15 protein-coding genes and 1 pseudogene are annotated in these 20,311 nt (G+C 68.9%); 7 read left to right on the top strand and 9 right to left on the bottom strand.

Annotation, left to right across the window (positions count from 1 at the left end):
* Positions 1 to 97: 97 nt before the first annotated feature.
* Complete coding sequence (locus tag VDQ83_RS03840) at positions 98 to 847, bottom strand: SDR family NAD(P)-dependent oxidoreductase (protein ID WP_455433924.1); 750 nt, start codon at positions 845 to 847, stop codon at positions 98 to 100.
* 97 nt (positions 848 to 944) lie between these two features.
* Between VDQ83_RS03840 and VDQ83_RS03835 the strand changes: the two genes are divergently transcribed.
* Positions 945 to 1,319, top strand: a complete 375-nt coding sequence (locus VDQ83_RS03835) for a winged helix-turn-helix transcriptional regulator (RefSeq protein WP_263395421.1) — start codon at positions 945 to 947, stop codon at positions 1,317 to 1,319.
* 9 nt (positions 1,320 to 1,328) lie between these two features.
* Here the strand turns inward: VDQ83_RS03835 and VDQ83_RS03830 are convergent, their stop codons facing one another.
* A complete protein-coding gene (locus tag VDQ83_RS03830; protein ID WP_455433923.1) occupies positions 1,329 to 2,165 on the bottom strand; it encodes an AraC family transcriptional regulator in 837 nt (278 codons plus the stop codon).
* 30 nt (positions 2,166 to 2,195) lie between these two features.
* Here VDQ83_RS03830 and VDQ83_RS03825 point away from each other — a divergent pair, with 30 nt between their 5' ends.
* Positions 2,196 to 3,425 (top strand): MFS transporter, encoded by a 1,230-nt coding sequence (locus tag VDQ83_RS03825; protein WP_455433922.1) that lies wholly within the window; start codon positions 2,196 to 2,198, stop codon positions 3,423 to 3,425.
* Between the two features lie 77 nt (positions 3,426 to 3,502).
* Positions 3,503 to 4,387, top strand: coding sequence for an AraC family transcriptional regulator (locus VDQ83_RS03820; RefSeq protein ID WP_455433921.1), 885 nt, complete (start codon positions 3,503 to 3,505; stop codon positions 4,385 to 4,387).
* A gap of 84 nt (positions 4,388 to 4,471) precedes the next feature.
* Here VDQ83_RS03820 and ybaL read toward each other — a convergent pair whose 3' ends face one another.
* Positions 4,472 to 6,157 carry a YbaL family putative K(+) efflux transporter gene (gene ybaL / locus VDQ83_RS03815; protein ID WP_455433920.1) on the bottom strand — a complete coding sequence of 562 codons (1,686 nt, stop codon included), beginning with the start codon at positions 6,155 to 6,157 and terminating at the stop codon, positions 4,472 to 4,474.
* Positions 6,158 to 6,821: 664 nt separating this feature from the next.
* Here ybaL and VDQ83_RS03810 point away from each other — a divergent pair.
* The gene (locus VDQ83_RS03810; RefSeq protein WP_455433919.1) at positions 6,822 to 8,336 is read left to right on the top strand and encodes an MASE1 domain-containing protein; all 1,515 of its coding nucleotides are present in this window, start codon (positions 6,822 to 6,824) and stop codon (positions 8,334 to 8,336) included.
* Here the strand turns inward: VDQ83_RS03810 and VDQ83_RS03805 are convergent.
* From VDQ83_RS03805 to VDQ83_RS03790, 4 genes are all read right to left on the bottom strand, one after another.
* Positions 8,326 to 8,619, bottom strand: coding sequence for a hypothetical protein (locus VDQ83_RS03805; RefSeq protein ID WP_263395416.1), 294 nt, complete (start codon positions 8,617 to 8,619; stop codon positions 8,326 to 8,328). The genes VDQ83_RS03810 and VDQ83_RS03805 overlap by 11 nt on opposite strands.
* Positions 8,620 to 9,098: 479 nt before the next feature.
* On the bottom strand, positions 9,099 to 11,486 hold the full coding sequence (locus VDQ83_RS03800) for a TonB-dependent receptor plug domain-containing protein (RefSeq protein ID WP_455433918.1): 2,388 nt from the start codon (positions 11,484 to 11,486) through the stop codon (positions 9,099 to 9,101).
* Between the two features lie 598 nt (positions 11,487 to 12,084).
* Positions 12,085 to 12,510 (bottom strand): VOC family protein, encoded by a 426-nt coding sequence (locus tag VDQ83_RS03795; protein ID WP_455433917.1) that lies wholly within the window; start codon positions 12,508 to 12,510, stop codon positions 12,085 to 12,087.
* Positions 12,511 to 12,666: 156 nt separating this feature from the next.
* Positions 12,667 to 15,057, bottom strand: coding sequence for a TonB-dependent receptor plug domain-containing protein (locus VDQ83_RS03790; protein WP_455433916.1), 2,391 nt, complete (start codon positions 15,055 to 15,057; stop codon positions 12,667 to 12,669).
* A 191-nt stretch (positions 15,058 to 15,248) separates the two neighbouring features.
* On the opposite strand from VDQ83_RS03790, the gene VDQ83_RS03785 reads away from it, so the two are divergent.
* Together VDQ83_RS03785 and VDQ83_RS03780 are read left to right on the top strand one after the other, a co-directional pair.
* Positions 15,249 to 17,105, top strand: a complete 1,857-nt coding sequence (locus VDQ83_RS03785; protein ID WP_455433915.1) for an ABC-F family ATP-binding cassette domain-containing protein — start codon at positions 15,249 to 15,251, stop codon at positions 17,103 to 17,105.
* A gap of 94 nt (positions 17,106 to 17,199) precedes the next feature.
* Complete coding sequence (locus tag VDQ83_RS03780; protein ID WP_455433914.1) at positions 17,200 to 17,706, top strand: YcxB family protein; 507 nt, start codon at positions 17,200 to 17,202, stop codon at positions 17,704 to 17,706.
* 148 nt (positions 17,707 to 17,854) lie between these two features.
* Here VDQ83_RS03780 and VDQ83_RS03775 read toward each other — a convergent pair whose 3' ends face one another.
* Together VDQ83_RS03775 and ampR are read right to left on the bottom strand one after the other, a co-directional pair.
* Complete coding sequence (locus VDQ83_RS03775; RefSeq protein WP_263395410.1) at positions 17,855 to 18,145, bottom strand: hypothetical protein; 291 nt, start codon at positions 18,143 to 18,145, stop codon at positions 17,855 to 17,857.
* A gap of 218 nt (positions 18,146 to 18,363) precedes the next feature.
* On the bottom strand, positions 18,364 to 19,242 hold the full coding sequence (ampR, locus tag VDQ83_RS03770) for a LysR family transcriptional regulator AmpR (protein WP_455433913.1): 879 nt from the start codon (positions 19,240 to 19,242) through the stop codon (positions 18,364 to 18,366).
* 212 nt (positions 19,243 to 19,454) lie between these two features.
* On the opposite strand from ampR, the pseudogene bla reads away from it, so the two are divergent.
* Positions 19,455 to 20,231: pseudogene (gene bla, locus VDQ83_RS03765) on the top strand (class A beta-lactamase); the annotation flags it as partial.
* Between the last annotated feature and the right edge of the window lie 80 nt (positions 20,232 to 20,311).

Here is a 20,311-nt window from a genome sequence, read left to right as displayed (position 1 = left end):
GGTTCGACCATGCGTCGACGCCGTAGTCGTCGGCGGCCAGCCGTTGCTGCCCGCGCGATGGCCGCCGCCATCGGCCGCCCGCAAACGCGCGCCGGAGTCAGACCTGGGCGAACCCGCCGTCCACGAACACTTCGCTACCGGTCATGAAGCTGCTCTCGTCCGACGCCAGGAACAGCGCCATCGCCGCCACTTCTTCCGCGCGGCCGATGCGCTCCAGCGGGATCTGCGCCGTCATGCCGTCGATGATCGCCTCTTGCTGGCCGGTGCCGGAAAGCGCCAGATCCAGGCCCGGTGTCGCGATCGGCCCGGGCGACAGGACGTTGACGCGGATGCCGGTGCCTTTCAGGTCCAACGCCCAGCTCCTGGCGAAATTGCGCAGCGCGGCCTTGGTGGCGCTGTACACGCTGAAGGCCGGGGTGCCCATCGTGCCGGTCGTCGAGCCGGTCAGGATCACCGAGCCGCCGGCGCGCATCAGCGGCAGCGCCTTTTGCACGGTGAACAGCGTGCCTTTGACGTTGATGCCGAAGGTGCGGTCGAACGATTCTTCCGTGATCGCTCCGAGCGGCTGGAACTCTCCCAGTCCCGCATTGGCGAACAGCACGTCGATCCGGCCCTTGGCGGCTTCGACCTGAGCGAACACGCGGTCCAGATCGTCCAGCCTTGAAATGTCGCCCTGGATCGCGACGGCGTCATGGCCGATCAGGCGCAGCGCCTTGTCCAGTTCTTCCTGCCGGCGCCCCACGATCACCACCTGCGCGCCTTCGGCCGCAAAGCGGATGGCGCTTGCCAGGCCGATCCCGCTGTTGCCGCCAGTCACCACTGCAATCTTGCCGTTGAGCCTGCTCATGTCTGCACTCCGAGAATGTCGAGGCGCAACTGTAGATCTCGGCTATTATTTTGAATAGTATGCACCATTAGGTAAGTACCTTGGAGCGACCGATACCATGGCGAACAACAGCACCTTCAGTTGCGGGCTCGCGGCGGCCCTGGCCGTGGTTGGTGGCAAGTGGAAACCCCTGGTTCTCTACTATCTGGCCAAGCGTGCCCACCGCTACGGCGAATTGCGGCGTGCGATCGGCGGGGTGACCGACAAGGTGCTGATCCAGCAACTCAAGGAGCTGGAGCGTGACGAGATCGTTGCGCGCATCGACTTCCAGGAAATCCCGCCCAAGGTCGAATATTCGCTGACGCCTTTCGGGCAGTCCCTGGCGACCGCGCTGGGCGGGCTGTGCGAGTGGGGCACGGAACACATGCGCACGGTCGAACGCATCAGCGGACGCCGCATGCCCGCGTCTCCGGATCCGAGCCTGCCGCGCTGAAGGACACGCCTAACGGAAGAACTGGCTGGGCGGCTGGCCGAACTGGCGCTTGAACATCGCGGTGAACGCGCTGGGGCTGTCGTAGCCGAGTTCGACCGCCACGTCGATGACGCGGTCACCGGCAGCCAGCCGTTCCAGTCCGCGCAGCAGGCGCTGCTGCTGCCGCCATTGGCCGAAGCTCATCTGCAACTCGCGCCGGCACAGGCGCTGGATGGTCTTGACGTCCACCCCCAGCCGCGCGGCCCAGGCGTGCAGGGTGGTGGCGTCGGCCGGGTCGGCATCGAGCGCGGCGCCGATACGCAGCAGGCGCGCATCGTGCGGTTGCGGCAGGTGCAGCGGCAGCGCGGGCAAGGCATGCAGTTCGTCCAGGATCAGCCGCATCAGGCGCCCGTCGCGCGATTCGGCGGCGTGGTCCCAGGGCACGCTGGCGGCGCTGCGGATCAGTGCTTCCAGCAGCGGCTCCACCGCCATCACCGTGGGCTGCGCAGGCATGCCGGCGATCGCGCCGGGGCGGATGTACAGGCTGCGCATCCCCAGCGTGCCGACGCAGCGCACGCTGTGCACGGTGCCGGCCGGCATCCACAGCGCGCGGGTGCTCGGCACCACCCAATGGCCCTGGCCGGAGCGCACCACCATCAACCCGTACAGCGCGTAGACCAGCTGGTGGCGCGCATGCCGGTGCGGGGCGATGACGGTGTCGCTGGGATAGTCGGACGCCTTGCACACCACGTCGGCCGGCGCGTCGTCCACGCTCCACGCCCGGGGCGTTGCGGCGCTGAAGCTGTCCTTTTCTCGACGAGCGATGGGCATGTTGCGCAGGAAGGTCGCGACGGCGCAGCCTACCATGCGCGCCGTCCCCTCATTGCCCGGTCCACCATGTCGAGCCCGCGTCCTGCCGCCGCCGCCACCGTTCCCGCTGCCGCGCCCCGCCCGATCGTGGCCGGCGCGCTGGCCGCGATCACTTCCTCGCACCTGATCAACGACATGATGCAGTCGCTGATCCTGGCGCTGTATCCGGTGCTGAAAGGCCAGTTCCAGCTCAGCTTCGCCCAGGTCGGCTTGATCACGTTGACCTACCAGCTGACCGCTTCGCTGTTCCAGCCGCTGATCGGGCTGCGCACCGACCGCCGCCCGGCGCCGTATTCGCTGCCGCTGGGCATGACCTCCACCCTGTGCGGCCTGTTGCTGCTGGCGTATGCGCCGAGCTTTGCGATGGTGCTGCTGGCCGCGGCGCTGGTCGGGATCGGCTCGGCGATCTTCCATCCGGAATCCTCGCGCATCGCGCGGCTGGCCTCGGGCGGGCGCCACGGGCTGGCGCAGTCGGTGTTCCAGGTCGGCGGCAACACCGGCACCGCGTTGGGGCCGCTGATCGCCGCGGCGGTGATCGTGCCCAACGGCCGCCATGCGGTGGCTTGGTTCGGCGCCGCGGCGCTGCTCGGCATCGCCTTGCTGTCCTACGTCGGCCGCTGGTACGCGTTGCACCTGCAGGCGGTGCGCGCCGCGCCGCGGCCGGCGGTGGCGGTGCCGGCGTTGCCGCGCAAGACCGTGGTGCGGATCGTGGCGATCCTGCTGCTGCTGATCTTCTCCAAGTACTTCTACATCGCCGGGCTGAGCAGTTACTACACGTTCTATCTGATCCAGCGCTTCGGGGTGTCGGTGCAGAGCGCGCAGCTGCACCTGTTCGCGTTCCTGCTGGCCTCGGCGCTGGGCACGCTGATCGGCGGTCCGGTCGGCGACCGGATCGGGCGCAAGCCGGTGATCTGGGTGTCGATCCTGGGCGTGGCGCCGTTCGCGCTGGCGCTGCCGTACGTCGGTCTGCATGCGGCGACCGCGCTGACCGTGTTGATCGGCTTCGTGCTGTCCTCGGCGTTCTCGGCGATCCTGGTGTACGCGCAGGAAATGATGCCCGGCCGCATCGGCACCATCTCCGGGCTGTTCTTCGGCTTCGCCTTCGGCATGGGCGGGCTGGGCGCGGCGGTACTCGGCCTGCTCGCCGACCGCGAGGGCATCGTGTTCGTGTACCAGGCGATGTCGTATCTGCCGCTGCTGGGCATCGTGGCGGCGCTGCTGCCGGCGCGGCGCGTGCCGCCGCCGGACAGGTTGTAACCGCGATCGCGCAAGATCGGGACCGCCACGCGGCCGCCGCCATGGGAGGCTGTGATCCTCGTCCATCGGAGCCCGCCATGAACATCGCCGTACGCCACGCCTACGCACGCGCCATCGAGCGCGTCATCGCGCACCTGCAGCAGGTGGTACAGGACAACGCACCGTTGCCGGACCTGGCCGAGCTGGCGGCGGTGGCGCACCTGTCGCCGTTCCATTTCCATCGCATCTACCGCGCGCTGACCGGCGAGACGGTCGGCCGGACCGTCGCCCGCTTGCGCCTGCTGTGCGCGCTGCAGCTGTTGGGCGGCACCGCGCGGCCGGTCAGCGAGGTGGCGCTGGCGGTGGGCTACGAAACCTCGCAGGCGCTGGCGCGCGCGTTCCGGCAGGCGCTGGACGCCACCCCGAGCGAACTGCGCGCCGCGCCGGAACGGCTGCAGGCCAAGCAGCGCGAACTGGCGCAGCCGGCGGTGGCGGTCGACGCCGCGGCGCCGCTGCAGGTCAGCGTGCTGACCCTGGCGCCGTTCGAGCTGGTGGTGCTGCGCAAGCGTGGCGCCTTCGACGATCTCGACCGCGGCTTCGGCCGGCTGTTCGCCTGGGCGATGCGCGCCGGCATCGCCGAACGGCTGGAGCGGCTGGTGGGCATTCCGCTGGGCGACCACCGCGACCTGCCGCCGCGCGAACTGGAATTCGACTGCGCGATGGGATTCGCCGCTGCGGTCGATCCGCCGCCGCCGCTGCAGCGGCGTGTGCTCGGCGGCGGCCTGTACGCGGTGCTGCGCCACGTCGGCCCCTACCACGAGCTGGACGCCGAGGTGGACCGGTTGATCGCCGGCTGGCTGCCGGGCAGCGGCCATCTGCTGCGCGATCAGCCGCTGCACTTCCATTACCTGGACGATCCGGAAGAAGTGCCGGCGTCCATCCTGCGCGCGGACATCTGTGTGCCGGTGCAGGCCGCCGGATGACCGCAGCGACGCCGCGCGGTGTCGTCGGAATCCCGGTCCCTGCCTCTCCCGCGACAGCCGCCGCGTAACGGGGACGGTCCGACCCTAGGTCGGCGCGGTCTGCTTGCGCAGTGCGCGGTACGGCGGCGTCGCCATCACCATTTCGGCCAGCGAATAGGCCAGCTCGCGCTCGGCCATCACCGTGCCGTCGGCGCCGTGGTCGAGCAGGTGCTTGACCTCGGCATCGCTGTGCGCGCGGGCCAGCAGGGTCAGTCCCGGATTGAGCGCGCGCAGCTTGGCCAGCGCCTCGCCGGCCTCCAGCGGTTGCGGGATCGCCAGGATCGCGATCTTGGCCTTCTCCGGATGCGCCTCGGCCAGCACCCGGTCGGCGGCGGCGCTGCCGCGGATGCCGGGGATGCCGTCGGCATGCGCGCGTTCCACGTGTTCGCGGTTGTCGTCGATCACCAGCACCGGCACGCCGCGCTCGCGCAGCACCGCGGCCAGGGTGCTGCCGACCCGGCCATAGCCGATCACGATGGCGTGGTCGACCAGGTCCAGCGACGGCCCCGGCGGCAGTTCCGCTTCCACCGTCACCGGCGCGTCCACCGCCTGCCTGGCCTGCCAGCGGTCCAGCCAGGTGAACAGCAGCGGGTTGGCGATGATCGACAGCAGCGCGCCGGCCAGGATCAGGTCGCGGCCGGTCTCGGGCAGGATCGCCAGGCTCACCCCGAGCCCGGCCAGGATGAAGGAGAATTCGCCGATCTGCGCCAGGCTGGTGGAGATGGTCAGGGCGATGCCGGTGGGATGGCCGAACGCGCGCACGATCACGAACGCGGCCAGCGACTTGCCCACGGTGATGGTCAGGAACGTGGCCAGTACCTGCCACGGATGCTCGAGCAGGATGTGCGGGTCGAACAGCATGCCGACCGAGACGAAGAACAGCACCGCGAACGCATCGCGCAGCGGCAGCGAATCGCTCGCCGCCTTGTGGCTGAGTTCGGACTCCTTGAGCAGCATGCCGGCGAAGAACGCGCCCAGCGCGAACGACACCCCGAACAGGGTGGCCGAGCCGAACGCCACGCCCAGCGCGATGGCCAGCACCGACAGCGTGAACAGCTCGCGCGAGCCGGTCGCGGCGACCTTCTCCAATACCCACGGGATCGCGCGGCGGCCGACCACCAGCATCACCACCACGAACGCGGCCATCTTCAGCAGGGTGATGCCCAGCGCGCCGAGGATCGCACCGCTGCCGGCGCCCTTGCCGCCGAGCGCGTCGGCCAGCGCCGGCAGCAGCACCAGCGCCAGCACCATCACCAGGTCCTCGACGATCAGCCAGCCGACCGCGATGCGCCCGCGCTGGGTTTCCAGCAGGCGCCGCTCTTCCATCGCGCGCAACAGCACCACGGTACTGGCCACCGACAGCGCCAGGCCGAACACCAGCCCGTGCAGCGTCGGCCAGCCCATGCTCCAGGCCAGGCCCCAGCCGAGCAGGGTGGCGACCGCGATCTGCGCCAGCGCGCCGGGGATCGCGATCCACTTCACTTCCATCAGGTCTTCGAGCGAGAAGTGCAGGCCTACGCCGAACATCAGCAGCATCACCCCCAGTTCCGACAGCTGGTTGGCCAGCGCCTGGTCGGCGACGAAGCCGGGAGTGAACGGGCCGACGCAGATGCCGGCCACCAGATAGCCGACCAGCGGCGAGAGCTTGAGGCGATGGGCGAGCGCGCCGAGGACGAAGGCGAGGGCGAGCCCGACCGCGATGATGTCGATGAGGCTGGTGTCGTGATGCATTCAGATTCGCAGAACAGGGATGCCCGGAGTTTGGCCGATACGGCTTTTGTCGGCAAATTCCGGCCAATCGGCCGAGTCACTTAGAACGCCTGCCGCGGATCCCGCGCGGCGCGTCGCACGACGCACGGCCGCCGCCTGCTTGCGGGCCAGGACACCTTGCGACGGCACTGGCGTGCCGAGCGCTGCGACGTCGCCGGCGGCCGCTCGTCGCGCCCCGGCATGTGCTCCCGATCGACGCTGCAGCGCGGCGGCGTGGCAGCGCGGCACATCGCGCTTCGGCAAACATGCGTCGCGTTCGCATTCCCGCGCGCGCTATCCGTTCTGCGCCGGAGTCGGCCGCTCCGCCCGATTGCAGTAAAGCGGCTCCGTTCCGACAAAACACCGACATCGCCGCCTGGATACCGGGTTACACAGCATCTCGGACGCCGCCGCGCCAATATCGGCGGCACTCTCACACAAGCGTGATACGCGAAACCGTCAAAATTGCGCCGGCCCGGGAAGACGTCGAATGAGAAGCCTGTCCCAGGGCGCCTCGCGATCGCTGCAAACCCCCGCCAGGCAAGGGGTTGCCGCGATCGCGCGCGCTGCAAAATGTCTACTGTGCGGGTTCGCGGCGTGCTGTATGTTTGCGCCAATTGGGCGTCCTGCCAAGGATCAAGGTGGCATGGCAACACTGAAAAAATTCGCTGGCGGCATCCTTCTGAGTGCGCTGTATTGCGCGCTCTACATGACCGTGTGGCGCTGGTCGGTGGACCAATGGTTCCTGCCGGCGGGCGTGCGCGCGGCGGCGTTTCTGTTCCTGCCCTACCGGCTGTGGCCGTATGTGCTGCTCGGCGACGCCGCCGCGTTGCTGGCGATGCGCGTGCCGATGGCCAACCACGACGGCGTGAGCGAAGTGTGGGCGTACCTGAGCCCGTTCCTGGTCGCGCCCTTGTTCGCGTTGCTGCCCTGGGCCTTCCGCAGCCGCTTTCCCGCCGCCACGGCCGTACAGCGCTGGTTGCCGCTCCTCACCGTGAGCCTCGCGCTGTGGGGCCTGCTGGTCAACAAGGCGGTCAACGCGATGTTGGACGGGCCGGCCGCGTTCATCACCCTGGAGCACAGCGTCAGGTACTGGATCGGTAGCTATCTGGGCATCCTGATGTTCTTCCTGCCGGCCTTGCTCTGGCTGCATCGCAAGACCGACAAGGCCGTGCCCAGCAAGCTGCTGCGCGACTCCGCGATCGCGGTGCTCGCGGTGGCGGCGATCTTTGCGCTGGCGATGAGGACGCCGGGCCTGTTGCACCAGGTCATCTTGCTGATGCTGCTGGTGCCCGGCGCCTGGCTGACGCTTTCGCATGGTTGGCGCGGCTCGGCGGTAGGCGTGGTGTTGGCCAACCTGGCGGTGGCCATGTCGCTGCCGCGCTCGAACTATTCGGGCGCCTACGACCAGCAGGGATTCGACGTGCAGATGCTGATCGCGGTCGCCGCGACCCTGCTGTTCGTGCTCGGCGCGAAGATTTCCAGCGCCTTCCGCCAGGCGCGGCATTTCGGCTATGCCGAGCAGCAGGCGCTGCAGGTGGCGCAGGCCAGCTACATGTCCGCCGAACGCACGCTGCGCAACCGGGTGATCGAGTACACCGATATCCATGTCCACCTCAACAAGCTGCGCCGCGACATCGCCTCCTCGCTGAAGGAGCGCGGGCACTACGCCGCGGCCATGGAAATGAACCGCACCGGGGTGATCCAGGCGCAGCTGCTGGACGACTACGTCGCCGCGCTGTATCCGCTGGACATCGAGACCCATGGGCTCTACGGCGCACTGAGCTCGGTCGCCTTCGCCAATGCCTGCGATACCGAGGTGGAGACGCGGTTGCGCGGCGAATCCCGGCAGCTATCGATCGGCCTGCAACTGGCGGCGTACCGCTGCGTGCTCAATGCGATGGAGATCCTGCCGCGCGGCGGCCGGCATCGGATCACGGCGCGCGTCTGGAACGGGCGTGGCCGGCGCGGCCTGGTGGTGGCGATCGCCGCCGATCCGGCGCTGCTGCTCGACACCGGCGCAGGCAAGAGCACGGACGAGATCGAGTGGGAACTGGCGAGCCGGCTGAAAGCTCATGACGGCACCTGTCGGCGTCGCCATGAGCTGAAGATCAGCTTCCTCGTCTCCGAACCCTCGGAGCGGCGCCCCCTCACTTCTTGATGGTGACGGTCCACGCGTCGCCGCTGGCGGTGCTGGAGCGCTGCACGGTGAAGTAGCGTGCATCGTAGAGCACCATGCCGCGGCTCTGGTCAAGCGTATCGACGATGCTGACCCGGTCGACGTCCTGGCCCATCGGCGTCACCCAGGCGGTGTTTTCGATGCGCGCCACGGCGCCGCGGACCTGGCCGTTGGCATCGTTGATCTGCAGGTAGGTCACCCCGCCGCGCTCGAATTGATAGATGCTCACGGTGGCGTTGGTCGACAGATTGGTTGCGGCCGGCATGCTTTCGCCCAGGCCTTGCGTCGCGATATGGCTGCCGCCTCCGGTGGGGCAGCAGGTCTGCGCGTGGGCGGCCGTGGCGAATGCGGAGCACAACAACACTCCCGAGGCCAGCGCCGCGGTTTTCGAGATATTCCAGTCCATAGCTTGTCCTTCCCCTGCTAAGGGTTTTATCGCCTGCCGTTCAGGCGATTCCACCTTACGCGAGTCGCGGCGGGCAGCTGTTGACAAATATCGGTTAGATAAACGGAGTTTTAGCCTATGCCATTGATATCCCGCATATTGTGAGGATGTCTACCGAAGTAACTTCCTCCGGTTCTTAATCTGTGTTAGCCGGGTGAGTTAATCGACAGGCGGCGGCCGGCGTTAATGCGCGATGGCCGCCTGCGCAGCGCGCGGCAGACAAAAAAGCCCCGGCGAGCCGGGGCTTTTCTATCCGCTCAGCGGCCGGCGCCGCATCGGCTAGGCCGTACCGACCCGGCTCACCATTTGAAGTTGACGTTGGCGTAGGCGAACGCACCGTTGAAGCCGAACGGCGAGGAGGTGCTGTATGGCAGGTAGGTGCGGGTGCCCGCGCCGGCGCGCGACTGGTCGGGGTATTCGTCGAGCACGTTGTCGCCGCCGATGGTGAAGTCCCAGTTGCCCAGCTTGTAGCTGGCGGCCAGGTCCAGCGTCCACTTCGCCGTATAGGTCTGGTCGGCCGCCGGCGTGGTGCCGAAGTCGGTGAACTCGCCCCAGCGCGTGGCGGTGGCGGTGAATGCCCAGTTGCCCGGCGCCCACACGCTGCTGAGGAAGAACTTGTCGCGCGGCGCGCCCTTGGTGATGCGGCCGATCTCGGCGCGGCCGATGCGCACCGCGGTCGGGTCGATCGCCTCCAGCACCGCCGGGTTCTCGGCGATCTTCTCGATCTCGGTCTTGTTGTAGTTGTAGCCGGCGGTCAGGTCCAGGTTGCTGTTGCTCAGCGCGATCTTGTAGGTGCCGACCGCGTCCACGCCCTGGGTCTTGGTGTCGATGGCGTTGGTGAAGTAGCGGCCGCCGCCGATACCGGCGTAGCCGTTGGCCTGCAGGTAGTTGCGCACTGCGGTGGAGGTCAGGTTTTCCGACAGCACGATGCGGTCGTCGATGTCGATGCGGTAGGCGTCGACGGTGACGTACAGCGCATCGACCGGTTGCAGGACCAGGCCCAGGCCGTAGTTCTTCGACTTTTCCGCCTTCAGCGGCTCGGCGCCGAGCGCGACCGCGGCCGGATTGTCGGTGCGGAAGGTGCCGATCTCGAACGGCGTGGCGGTGATGCTGCCGTCGGGCTGGGTGACGTTGATGAAGTTGGTGGCGATGGACTGGAAATACTGCTGCTGCAGCGACGGCGCGCGGAAACCGGTGGAGGCGGTGGCGCGCAGCGCGACCTTGTCGGTGAAGGCGTAGCGCAGCGACAGCTTGCCGGTGCTGGTGTCGCCGAAATCGCTGTAGTTCTCGTAGCGCCCGGCCAGGCCGGCGGAGAACTTGTCGGTGATGTCGCCTTCCAGGTCGACGTAGGCCGAATAGCTGTTGCGGTCGTAGTGGCCCGAATCGCTGGGCTTGAAGCCGGCGTACACCTGCGCGCCCGGCAGCAGCGTGCCGTTGGCCGAGGGTACCCCGCCATTGAGGTAGGAGGCCACGTCGCCGGGCGATTCGTTGAACTTCTCGCCGCGCCACTCGCCGCCGAAGGCCAGCGTCACCGGATAGGCCAGGCCGATCTCCAGCGACTTGCTGAAGTCGGCGTTGAGCAGGTTCTGGGTGACTTCCAGCGAACCGGCGTAGAAGTCGGTGGGGCTGCTCAGGCCCATGCTGTTGTTGAGGCTGTTCTTGACCTCGAAGCTCAGGTCGTTGCGGCCGTAGTTGTAGCTGATGTCGATGCCCAGGCCGCCCTCGGTGCTGGCCTTGAAGCCGCCGACCCAGGAGACGTCCTTGCTGACGTTGTAGATCTGCGGCAGGAAGCCGCCGGGGTAGATCTCCGGACGGTTGCGGTTGTCGCCGGACCAGCGGAAGTAGCCGTTGGACAGCACTTCGCGGCGGCTGAGCATGCCGTAGGAATAGAACGTGATGTACTCGGCCGGGCTGTACTGGCCGTTGTAGGAGAACGCGCCCTGGTCGATGTCCGGATCGCCGTAACGCTGCTGCACTTCGCCCAGGTACGGCTTGGCGCGGTCGGTCTGGTCCTGGTGGCCGGCCTGCGCGGCGAAATGCACCGCACCGTTCTCGCCGAACTTGACTCCGGCATCGCCGGACAACTGATACTGCTCACCGTCGCCGGCGCTGTACTTGCCGTAGCGCGCGGCGATGCTGCCGCCGTCGCCGCTGCCCTTGAGCACGATGTTGATGACCCCGGCGATGGCGTCGGAGCCGTACTGCGCCGAGGCGCCGTCGCGCAGCACCTCGATGCGCTCGACCGCGGCGATCGGAATGGTGTTGAGGTCGGCCGGCGATGAGCCGCGCCCCTGCGCGCCGTTGAGGTTGACCAGCGCGGTGGTGTGGTAGCGCTTGCCGTTGACCAGCACCAGCACCTGGTCGGGCGAGAGCCCGCGCAACTGCGCCGGGCGCACCGCGTCGGAGCCGTCGGTGATCGCCGGGCGCGGGAAGTTCAGCGACGGCACCGCGCGCGACAGTGCGGTGGCCAGTTCGGTGGTGCCGGTGGACTGCAGCATTTCCGGCGAGATGATGTCGATCGGCGAGGCCGACTCGGCGACGGTGCGGTCGGCCACGCGGGTGCCGGTGACGATCACGGTATCCAGCGTCTGTGCGCTGCTGGACGTGCTCTGGGCGATGGCGGGCGCTGCGGAGGTGGTCAGGGCGAGGGCGACGGCGATAGCGAGAGGATGGGACGTGCGGTTCATCGGTGGGCGGCTCCAGAACGGGGGAGGTCGCCGCCAGATTCGCCATCACCCCCTCCCGGGTGTCGCGCGCATGGCGAACGTGGCGGCTGCCCAGTGGATTACCGGGATATGTCAGGTGTGTCAATGTTCCGTTAAACCTTGTCGCGTGGTTGCAAGTGCAACGACCGCCGCGACACCTGCGCCAGCGGCGATGCGGCGGTTCGCCGTGCTTGTAGACAAAACCGGGCGGTGTCGTCCGACCGGGCGGTAGAAGTGCGTTGCGCTTCGCGCGTCGCGCCGCGTGCCGGCAAAGGCCGGCGCCACTCGCACGGCGGCGGGCGATCACACTGGAGGATATGCGTAGCGACGCGCCGCAAGCGCTCGCGTGAGGGATGAGGAAACTCGATCAGGCCGACGCTGCGTCGCTTTCAACAGTTCGCTCCGCATGTGCCGCAGTCGCTCGACGTCATTGCCGAGGATGGCGTGTAGGCGCACGCATCGACGTGCTCCCCGCGCCTCCCGCATGCGCAGGTCCGGGCATCCCTTGCAGCGCAATGGCGACCAATGCGCTTGCGCTCCGCAACTGGATCGTGGAATCAGCCCGGCAGCTGCAGTCGGCTCAGAAGCTGATCTGCACCGCGTCGGCACTGCGTTGTGCCGGCCCGTGGAAGACCGCTTCGACGTTGTTGCCGTCGGGATCGAGCACGAACGCCGCGTAGTAGGCGGGGTGATACGGGCGCAGCCCCGGCGCGCCGTTGTCGCGTCCGCCATGCGCCAGCGCGGTGCGGTGGAAGGCGTCGACCATCGCGCGATCGCGTGCCTGGAACGCGAGGTGGTGGCGTCCGGTCAGCTCGCCCTGCGCGAGCGTGCTGCGGTCGGACACGAACAGTTCGTCGGCCCAGAAATAGCCCTCGCCCTGGCCGCCGAGCGGGATGCCCAGTTCGCCGAGCACGGCGGTGTAGAAGGCCTGGCTCGCCTGCAGGTCGCGCACCACCAGGTGCAGGTGGTCGATCAGGCGCCCGCGGTACAGTCGCTCGGTTTCCATGTGCATGCTCTGCCGAAGGAAGATGGCGCGTGTGATACCACCGTTCCCGCCCCGGTTTGTTCAGGTCGTGTGGATGCGAGACACCGGCGTGCGGCGCAGGAACGAGAACGCCCCGGACCGGCCGGGGCGTGCTCGTGGTGCGCTACGTACGTGGGCCTACCAGCGGTAGTTGATCCGCCCGTACACATAGGCGCCATTGAAGCCGTACGGCGAATAGTTGCTGTACGGCAGCATGCCGTAGGTGGAATTGACCAGGTTGGTGGTCTTGTCCGGATACTGGTCCAGCAGGTTGTCCGCGCCCAGGGTCAGGGTCCAGTTGCTGCCGGGCTTGAAGCTGGCCGAGGCGTCCACCACCCAGCTCGCATCGTAGGTCTGGTCGCGGGCGGCGCTGGCCGAGTTGCGCACGGTGAAATCGCCGTAGCGCGTGGCGGCCAGGTTGAAGTCCCAGCGCTGCAGCTTCCAGGTGCCGCTGAGGATGAGCTTGTCCTTCGGGAAGCTGTCCTCCAGGCGGCCGATCTCGTCGCGGCCGAGGATGGTCTGGGTCGAGCCGATCGCCGCCAGCGCCTGCGGCTGTTCGACCGCATCGGTGATCTCGGTCTTGCTGTAGCCGTAGCTGGCGGTGAGGTCCAGGGTGCTGGCCGCGAACGGGATCGTGTAGGTGCCGACCAGGTCGACGCCGCGGGTGCGGGTGTCGGCGGCGTTGGCGAAGTAGCGCACGCTGGTGACGTTGGCGTAGCCCAGGCCCTGCAGCTGCGCGAGCACGGCGGCGTCGTTGAGGTTGGAGGAGAGCAGGATGCGGTCGTCGATCTTGATCTGGTACGCGTCCAGGGTCACGTACAGGCGCTCGACCGGTTGCAGCACCAGGCCCAGGCTGTAGGACAGCGAGGTCTCGGCCTTCAGCGGCGCGGCGCCCAGCGCCTGGGCCACGGCGCTGTCCACCGGGAAGGTGCCCGATTCGAAGAAGCTGCCGTTGATGTAGTTGCTGGTCACCGCCTGGTACTGCTGCTGCGCCAGCGACGGGGCGCGGAAGCCGCTGGCCACGGTGCCGCGCAGCGCCACCTTGTCGGTGAAGGCGTAGCGCGCCGACAGCTTGCCCGAGCTCTTGCTGCCGAAGTCCGAGTAGTCCTCGTAGCGGCCGGTGAGGCCGGCGGAGAACTTGTCGGTGAAGTCGGCTTCCAGGCCGGCGTAGACGGCGTAGTTGTGGCGGTCCGAATGCACCGCGTTGGCCGGCGAGAAGCCGGCGAAGCCCTGCGCGCCGCCGGTGGTGCCGGTGTAGGACGCCGCTTCGCCCGGCGACTGGTTCCATTTCTCCTGGCGGTATTCGGCGCCGAAGGACAGCGTCACCGGGTAGGCCAGGCCCCATTCCAGCGGCTGGGTGAAGTCGGCGTTGACGATGTTCTGGGTGTACTCCAGCGCGCCGTCGTAGAAGCTGCTCGGGCTGTCGGTGCCCAGGCTGTAGTTGATGCTGTTGCGGGTGTTGAAGCCGATCTTGTTGTAGCCGTAGTTGTAGCTCACGTCCCAGCCGAAGCCGCCCGCGGTGCTGCCCTTGAGCCCGGCAACCAGCGAGCGGTCCTTGGAGGACTGGTCGATTTCCGGCACGTAGCCGTCGGGGTAGGTCTGCGCCAGCAGCGCGCTCTGCCCGTTGTGGTTGCGCGAGCGGTAGAACGCGAACGAGGTGATGTCGCGGTTGCTGGCGATGGCGGTGGCGTAGCCGGTGACGTTGTCGCTGAAGCGGAACTCGCCGTTGGCCGAGACCGCGCTGGCGTCGACCTGCGGATCGCCGTAGACGAAGGTGGTTTCGCCGATGCCGGGATAGTTGCCGGTATTCGGCGCGACGCCCTGGTACGGGCCGGCGCGGTTGGTCTCGTCCTGCTGGCTGATCTGGCCGGCCACGTGCAGCGTGCCGCGGCCGTCGCCGAAGCTGACCCCGGTGTCGCCGGAGAGCTGGTACTTCTCGCCGTCGCCGGCCGAGTACTGGCCATAGTCGACCGCCAGGCTGCCGCCCTGGCCGGCGCCCTTGAGCACGATGTTGACGACCCCGGCGATGGCGTCGGAGCCGTACTGCGCCGAGGCGCCGTCGCGCAGCACTTCCACGCGTTCGATCGCCGCGATCGGAATCGCGTTGATGTCCACCGCCGAGGCGCCGCGGCCGATGCTGCCGTTGACGTTGATCTGCGCGGAGGTGTGGCGGCGCTTGCCGTTGACCAGCACCAGCACCTGGTCCGGCGACAGCCCGCGCAGCTGCGCCGGGCGGATGCCGCTGGTGCCGTCGGTCAGCGCCGGGCGCGGGAAGTTCAGCGAGGGCAGGGCGCGCGACAGCGCGGTGGCCAGTTCCGAGGTGCCGGTGGACTGCAGCGCTTCGGGGGTGATGATGTCGATCGGCGACTGCGATTCGGCCACGGTGCGGTCGCTGACCCGGGTGCCGGTGACGATGACGGTGTCCAGGGTGCTCGGCGTGGCGCTGCCGTCGGCGTTCTGGGCGAAGGCGGGGACGCCGACGAGGACCGCGACGACGGCGGTCGCGAGCCGGGAAACAGGGTGCTTCATGGATTCTCCAGACAACGGGTGGGCCGCGAGGGCCCAATAAGTGGGGGAGCGGGCGGCGCGGGGTGCCACAAGCGGGGTGGCAGGGTGGCGCGCGGGTCCCTGAGCGTCAATTATTCGTTAACGGTAGAATCGTGTCCCAGGAAGCATGCTCATCTGCATATTCCCAACCGTTCTTTGGACGCTCTCCCCCGATGATTTCGTTACGTAATTTCGCCATGCGCCGCGGCGAGCGGCTGCTGTTGTCCAATGTCGATCTGACCCTGCATGCCGGCTACCGCGTCGGCGTGGTCGGGCGCAACGGCACCGGCAAGTCCAGCCTGTTCGCGGCGATCCGCGGCGAGCTGGAGGCCGACAAGGGCGACGTGGAGCTGCCCGGCAAGCTGCGCACCGCCAGCGTCGCCCAGGAGACCCCGTCGCTGCCCGATCCGGCGCTGGACTTCGTGCTCGGCGGCGACACCGAGGTGGCCGCGGCGCTGCAGGCCGAGGCCGACGCGCTGGCCGCCGAGGACTGGGAGGCGGTCGCGGCCGCGCACGTGCGCCTGGAAGAGGTCGGCGGCTACGACGGCACCGCGCGCGCCGGCAAGCTGCTGCATGGCCTGGGCTTTCCGGCGGCGACGCATTCGCGCCCGGTCAAGGATTTCTCCGGCGGCTGGCGGGTGCGGCTGAACCTGGCGCGGGCGCTGATGATGCCCTCGGACCTGCTGCTGCTCGACGAGCCGACCAACCACCTGGACATGGACGCGGTGCTGTGGCTGGAACAGTGGCTGCTGAAGTACCCCGGCACGCTGCTGCTGATCAGCCACGACCGCGAGTTCCTCGACAACGTCGCCACCCACACCCTGCACCTGCATGGCGGCGGCGCCAAGCTATACGTGGGCGGCTACACCGATTTCGAGCGCCAGCGCACCGAGCAGCTGCGCCAGCAGCAGATCGCGCACGACAAGGAACAGGCCGAGCGCGCGCACCTGCAGAGCTTCATCGACCGCTTCAAGGCGCAGGCCAGCAAGGCCAGCCAGGCGCAGAGCCGGATGAAGCGGCTGGCGAAGATGGCCGGCACCGAGGCGGTGCGCGCCGAGCGCGAGTTCCGCATCGAGTTCGCCCAGCCCAACCGCCTGCCGCATTCGCTGATCCGGCTCAACCACGCCGACTGCGGCTACGGCAGCGAGGTGATCCTGCACCAGGCCGGCTTCGGCCTGGAAGCGGGCGACCGCATCGGCCTGCTCGGTCCCAACGGCGCCGGCAAGTCGACCCTGGTCAAGAGCCTGGTCGGCGAGATCCCGCTGCTGAGCGGCGAGCGCAGCGCGCACCCGGACCTGCGCATCGGCTACTTCGCCCAGCACACGGTGGAATCGCTGCACGAGGGGCAGTCGCCGATCGACCATTTCCGCGACATCTCGCCGGACGCGTCGATCCAGGCGTTCCGCGACTTCCTCGGCAAGTGGAATTTCCCCGGCGACCGCGCCTTCGAAGTGGTGGACGGTTTCTCCGGCGGCGAGCGCGCGCGCCTGGCGCTGGCGCTGATCGCCTGGCAGCAGCCCAACGTGCTGCTGCTCGACGAGCCGACCAACCATCTGGACCTGGAGATGCGCGAGGCGCTGGCCGAAGCGCTGAGCGACTTCGAGGGCGCGATCGTGATGGTCTCGCACGACCGCCACCTGATCGGCCTGGTCTGCGACACCTTCTGGCGCGTGGCCGACGGCGTGGTCGAGCCGTTCGCCGGCGATCTGGACGAGTACGCCGCGTGGCTGCGCAGCCGCCCGGCCGCGCAGGGCACCAAGCAGAAGATGGCCGAGGTCGCGCCGACCCCGCCGCCGCCGGTCAAGCCGCTGCCGGCGAAGAAGCCGCCGAACCCGCACAAGCTCGCTGCCGCCGAGAAGCGCGTCGGCGAGCTTGAGGCGGCGCTGGCCGAGCTCGATCGCCAGCTGGCCGATCCCAAGCACTACGCCGATGCCGAAAAGATGGCGGTGCTGGGCCGCGACCGCGAAGCCACCGCGCAGCAGCTGGCGCAGGCCGAGCAGGCATGGATGGAGCTGATCGAGGGCGCGTGAGCGGCGGCGCTTGCCTGCGGCGCGCTGCCTGGCGCCGCACGTGCACGCCGGTTCGCTAAGCTGTGGCGCCACGCCAGCAAGCAGGGAGCCAACCATGATCAGCGGCATCATCAGCGTGGACGACTATCTTGCCGCGCAACGTCTGCATACCCGGCATCAGCTGCGGCGCGCCTTGGCGGTGCTGGTGGTCGCATTGCTGGTCGGGCTGGTGCTGGTGCTGTCGCTGCCGTCCGCGGCCACGGTATTCGGCGCCTTGCTGATCGGCGCCGCCGGCGGCGGGCTGATCGGCCTGGGCGTCACGCGCGCGTGGATACTGCCGCGCAAGGTGCGGCGCCTGCACACGCAACAGGCCACGCTGCGGCACGTCGTCACCTATGCCTGGAACGAGGCCGAAATAGAGGTGTCATGGTCGGGCGGGCAGGCGCGCCATCCCTGGGCTGACTACGTCCGCTATCGCGAGAACGCGCAGGTACTGCTGCTGTACCACAACGACATGCTGTTCGAGCTGGTGCCCACCTCCTGGTTCGCCGATGCCGCCCAGCACGAGGCGTTTCGGCGCCTGGCGTCGCGCGTGGGGGCCTCTGCCGCACGCGCTGTGTAGCTGCGGCCGCAGATGGGTGCATGTGGCATGCGCGAACACGGGTGACGCGTCGCGGCAGAAGTGGAGCGTGCGCCCGCGGCGTGTTCAGGGTCGCGCCAGACCGTTGCCAGCTCGTGCGCCCCGACGGGCGCCGGCGTTTAGGGGTGGCTCAGGCGGCGGCGCTGGCCACCACCAGCAGGCCGCCGGCGATGGCGGCCCAGTCCAGCGGCGTGCGCGAGCGCAGGCTGCGCAGCGACGGGCGCGCCGTCGGCGTCGGTCGCAGGCTGGCCTTGATCGCCATCAGCGCCAGTCCGGTCGCGCTGAGCGCCCAGTGCCATTCGCTCGCGCCGCTGCGCAGGAAATAGGCCAGGTGCAACAGGCATAGGCAGGCCAGCGCAGCGGCCAGGACGACGTCGCGAGAGACCAGGGCCGGACGCGCGGCCATGACGATACGGTTCATTGCGTGTTCCCCCCAGGAACGTGATCGCCTTCCCCTGGCGCACATTGCAACTGCGACCCTGATCATAGTTCGGCGTTCGGTCGGCCGCCAAGTGGCAGTGCACAAATTTTTCACGCGGTTTGGTGTGGGGGTCTGCACGGCTTCGGGGCGCTCGCGGACCTGCGGTTTCGTGCGGCGAAGGCGGTAGCGCCGGACCGAAGCGCGGGGCGAAGCGCCGCTCAGTGCCCCGCTTGCTGCCCCTCCTCCTGCAGCCACTCGCGCAAGCGGCGTCCGGCGTCGCTTTCCGCGCGCGAGCGCAGGCGGGTGAGCCAGTAGCGTCCGGCGTCCAGGCGGGTCGGGAACGGCGCGACCAGGCGCCCGGCATCCAGGTCCTGCGCGAACAGGCGCAGCGGCAGCAAGGCCACGCCGGCACCCGCCGCCGCGGCGCTGGCCAGGGTCAGCGACGAGTCGCAGATCGGCCCGCCGGCGACCAACTCGGGCGCGCCGGCCGCCCGCAGCCAGCGCGGCCATTCGTCCAGCCGGTAGGAGCGCAGCAACGGCACGCCGCCCAGGTCGGCCGGTGCGCGCAGCGCGCGCGCCAGTGCCGGCGCGCACACCGGGGCGAACGGCGCATCGAGGATCGGCGTGGCGCACTGGCCTTGCCAGTCGCCGTCGCCGAAGCGGATCGCCAGGTCCAGGCCTTCGCCGGCCAGGTCGACGCGGTTGTTGTGGGTGTGCACGCGCAGTTCGATGTCCGCATGCGCGGCGTGGAAGGCGTCCAGCCGCGGCAGCAGCCAGCCGACCGCGAACGTGCCGACCACGCCGAGGCTCAGCGTCTCGCGGTAGCGGCCGCCGGCGAAGCGCTGCAGGGTGGCGGCGATGCGGTCGAATGTCTCGGTCAGCACCGGGTGCAGGCGCTGGCCCTCGTCGGTCAGGGCCACGCCGCGCGGCAGGCGCTGGAACAGGACCACGCCCAGGCGCTCCTCCAGCCGTTTGATCTGGTGGCTCAGCGCGGCCTGGGTCACGCACAGCTCGGCGGCGGCGCGGGTCAGGTTCTGGTGCCGCGCGGCTGCCTCGAAGGCGCGCAGGGCATTCAATGGCAGCTGCGGGCGGATCATCGTCAGGAATTAGTTTTGCTCATGGCTGCGATTGAATAACCTCGCTGGTGGGCGGCGGTCAAGCTGCGCATCATCGACGCTTCCGACGGAGGTGGACGATGCTGGCGAGACGACAATTTTTGCAGGGGATGGGGGTGGCGGCGGCAGCCCTGGCGGTCGGGGTGGTGGACGCGAAAGCGCCGCGGATCAAGGCGCCGGCCCTGGCGCAGCGGCTGGCCGCGATCGAGCGCGGCAGCGGCGGCCGGCTCGGGGTGACGCTGCTCGACGGTAACGGCGCGACGCTCGGCGGGCAGCGCCAGGACGAGCGTTTCCCGATGTGCAGCACCTTCAAATTTCTATTGGCGGCGGCGGTGCTGCAGCGGGTGGATCGCGGCGAACTGACGCTGCAGCAGCGCGTGCAGATCCGCGCGTCGGACATGCTGTCGCACGCACCAGTCACCGAGCGCCATGTCGGCGGCGCGCTCAGCGTGGCCGAGCTGTGCCAGGCGACGATGATCTTCAGCGACAACCCGGCCGCCAACCTGCTGTTCCCGCTGGTCGGCGACCCGCCGGGGCTGACCCGCTTCCTGCGCGGGCTCGGCGATACGCAGACCCGCTCCGACCGCCACGAGCCGGAGATGAACCGGTACGCCGCCGGCGACCCGCGCGACACCACCACCCCGGCGGCGATGGCCGCGACCCTGCGCACGCTGCTGCTCGGCGATGCGCTGCAGCCGGCCTCGCGCAAGCGGCTGACCGATTGGATGATCGACAACCGCACCGGCGACGCCTGCCTGCGCGCCGGGCTGACGCCTGCCTGGAAGATTGGCGACAAGACCGGCAGCAACGGCGTCGACACCCGCAACGACATCGCCATCGTGTGGCCGCCGGGCCGGCGCACGCCGTTGCTGCTGACCGCCTATCTCAATGGCGCCAAGGTCGACGACGCCGCACGCGACGCGGCGCTGAAGGCGGTGGCGGTCGCGGTACGGGAAACGCTCGCGCACTGAACGCCTGGCGTGTCCGGTCCGCGCAATGCATGTAGTCGGCGATGGGCTTCGGCGATAAGCGGTGGCCGTCCGGACTTCGC

The sequence above is a fragment of the Xanthomonas sp. WHRI 7945 genome (assembly GCF_035026585.1).
The sequence above is the reverse complement of the archived record's forward strand: the minus strand, read 5'-3'. Positions and strand labels throughout refer to the sequence as shown.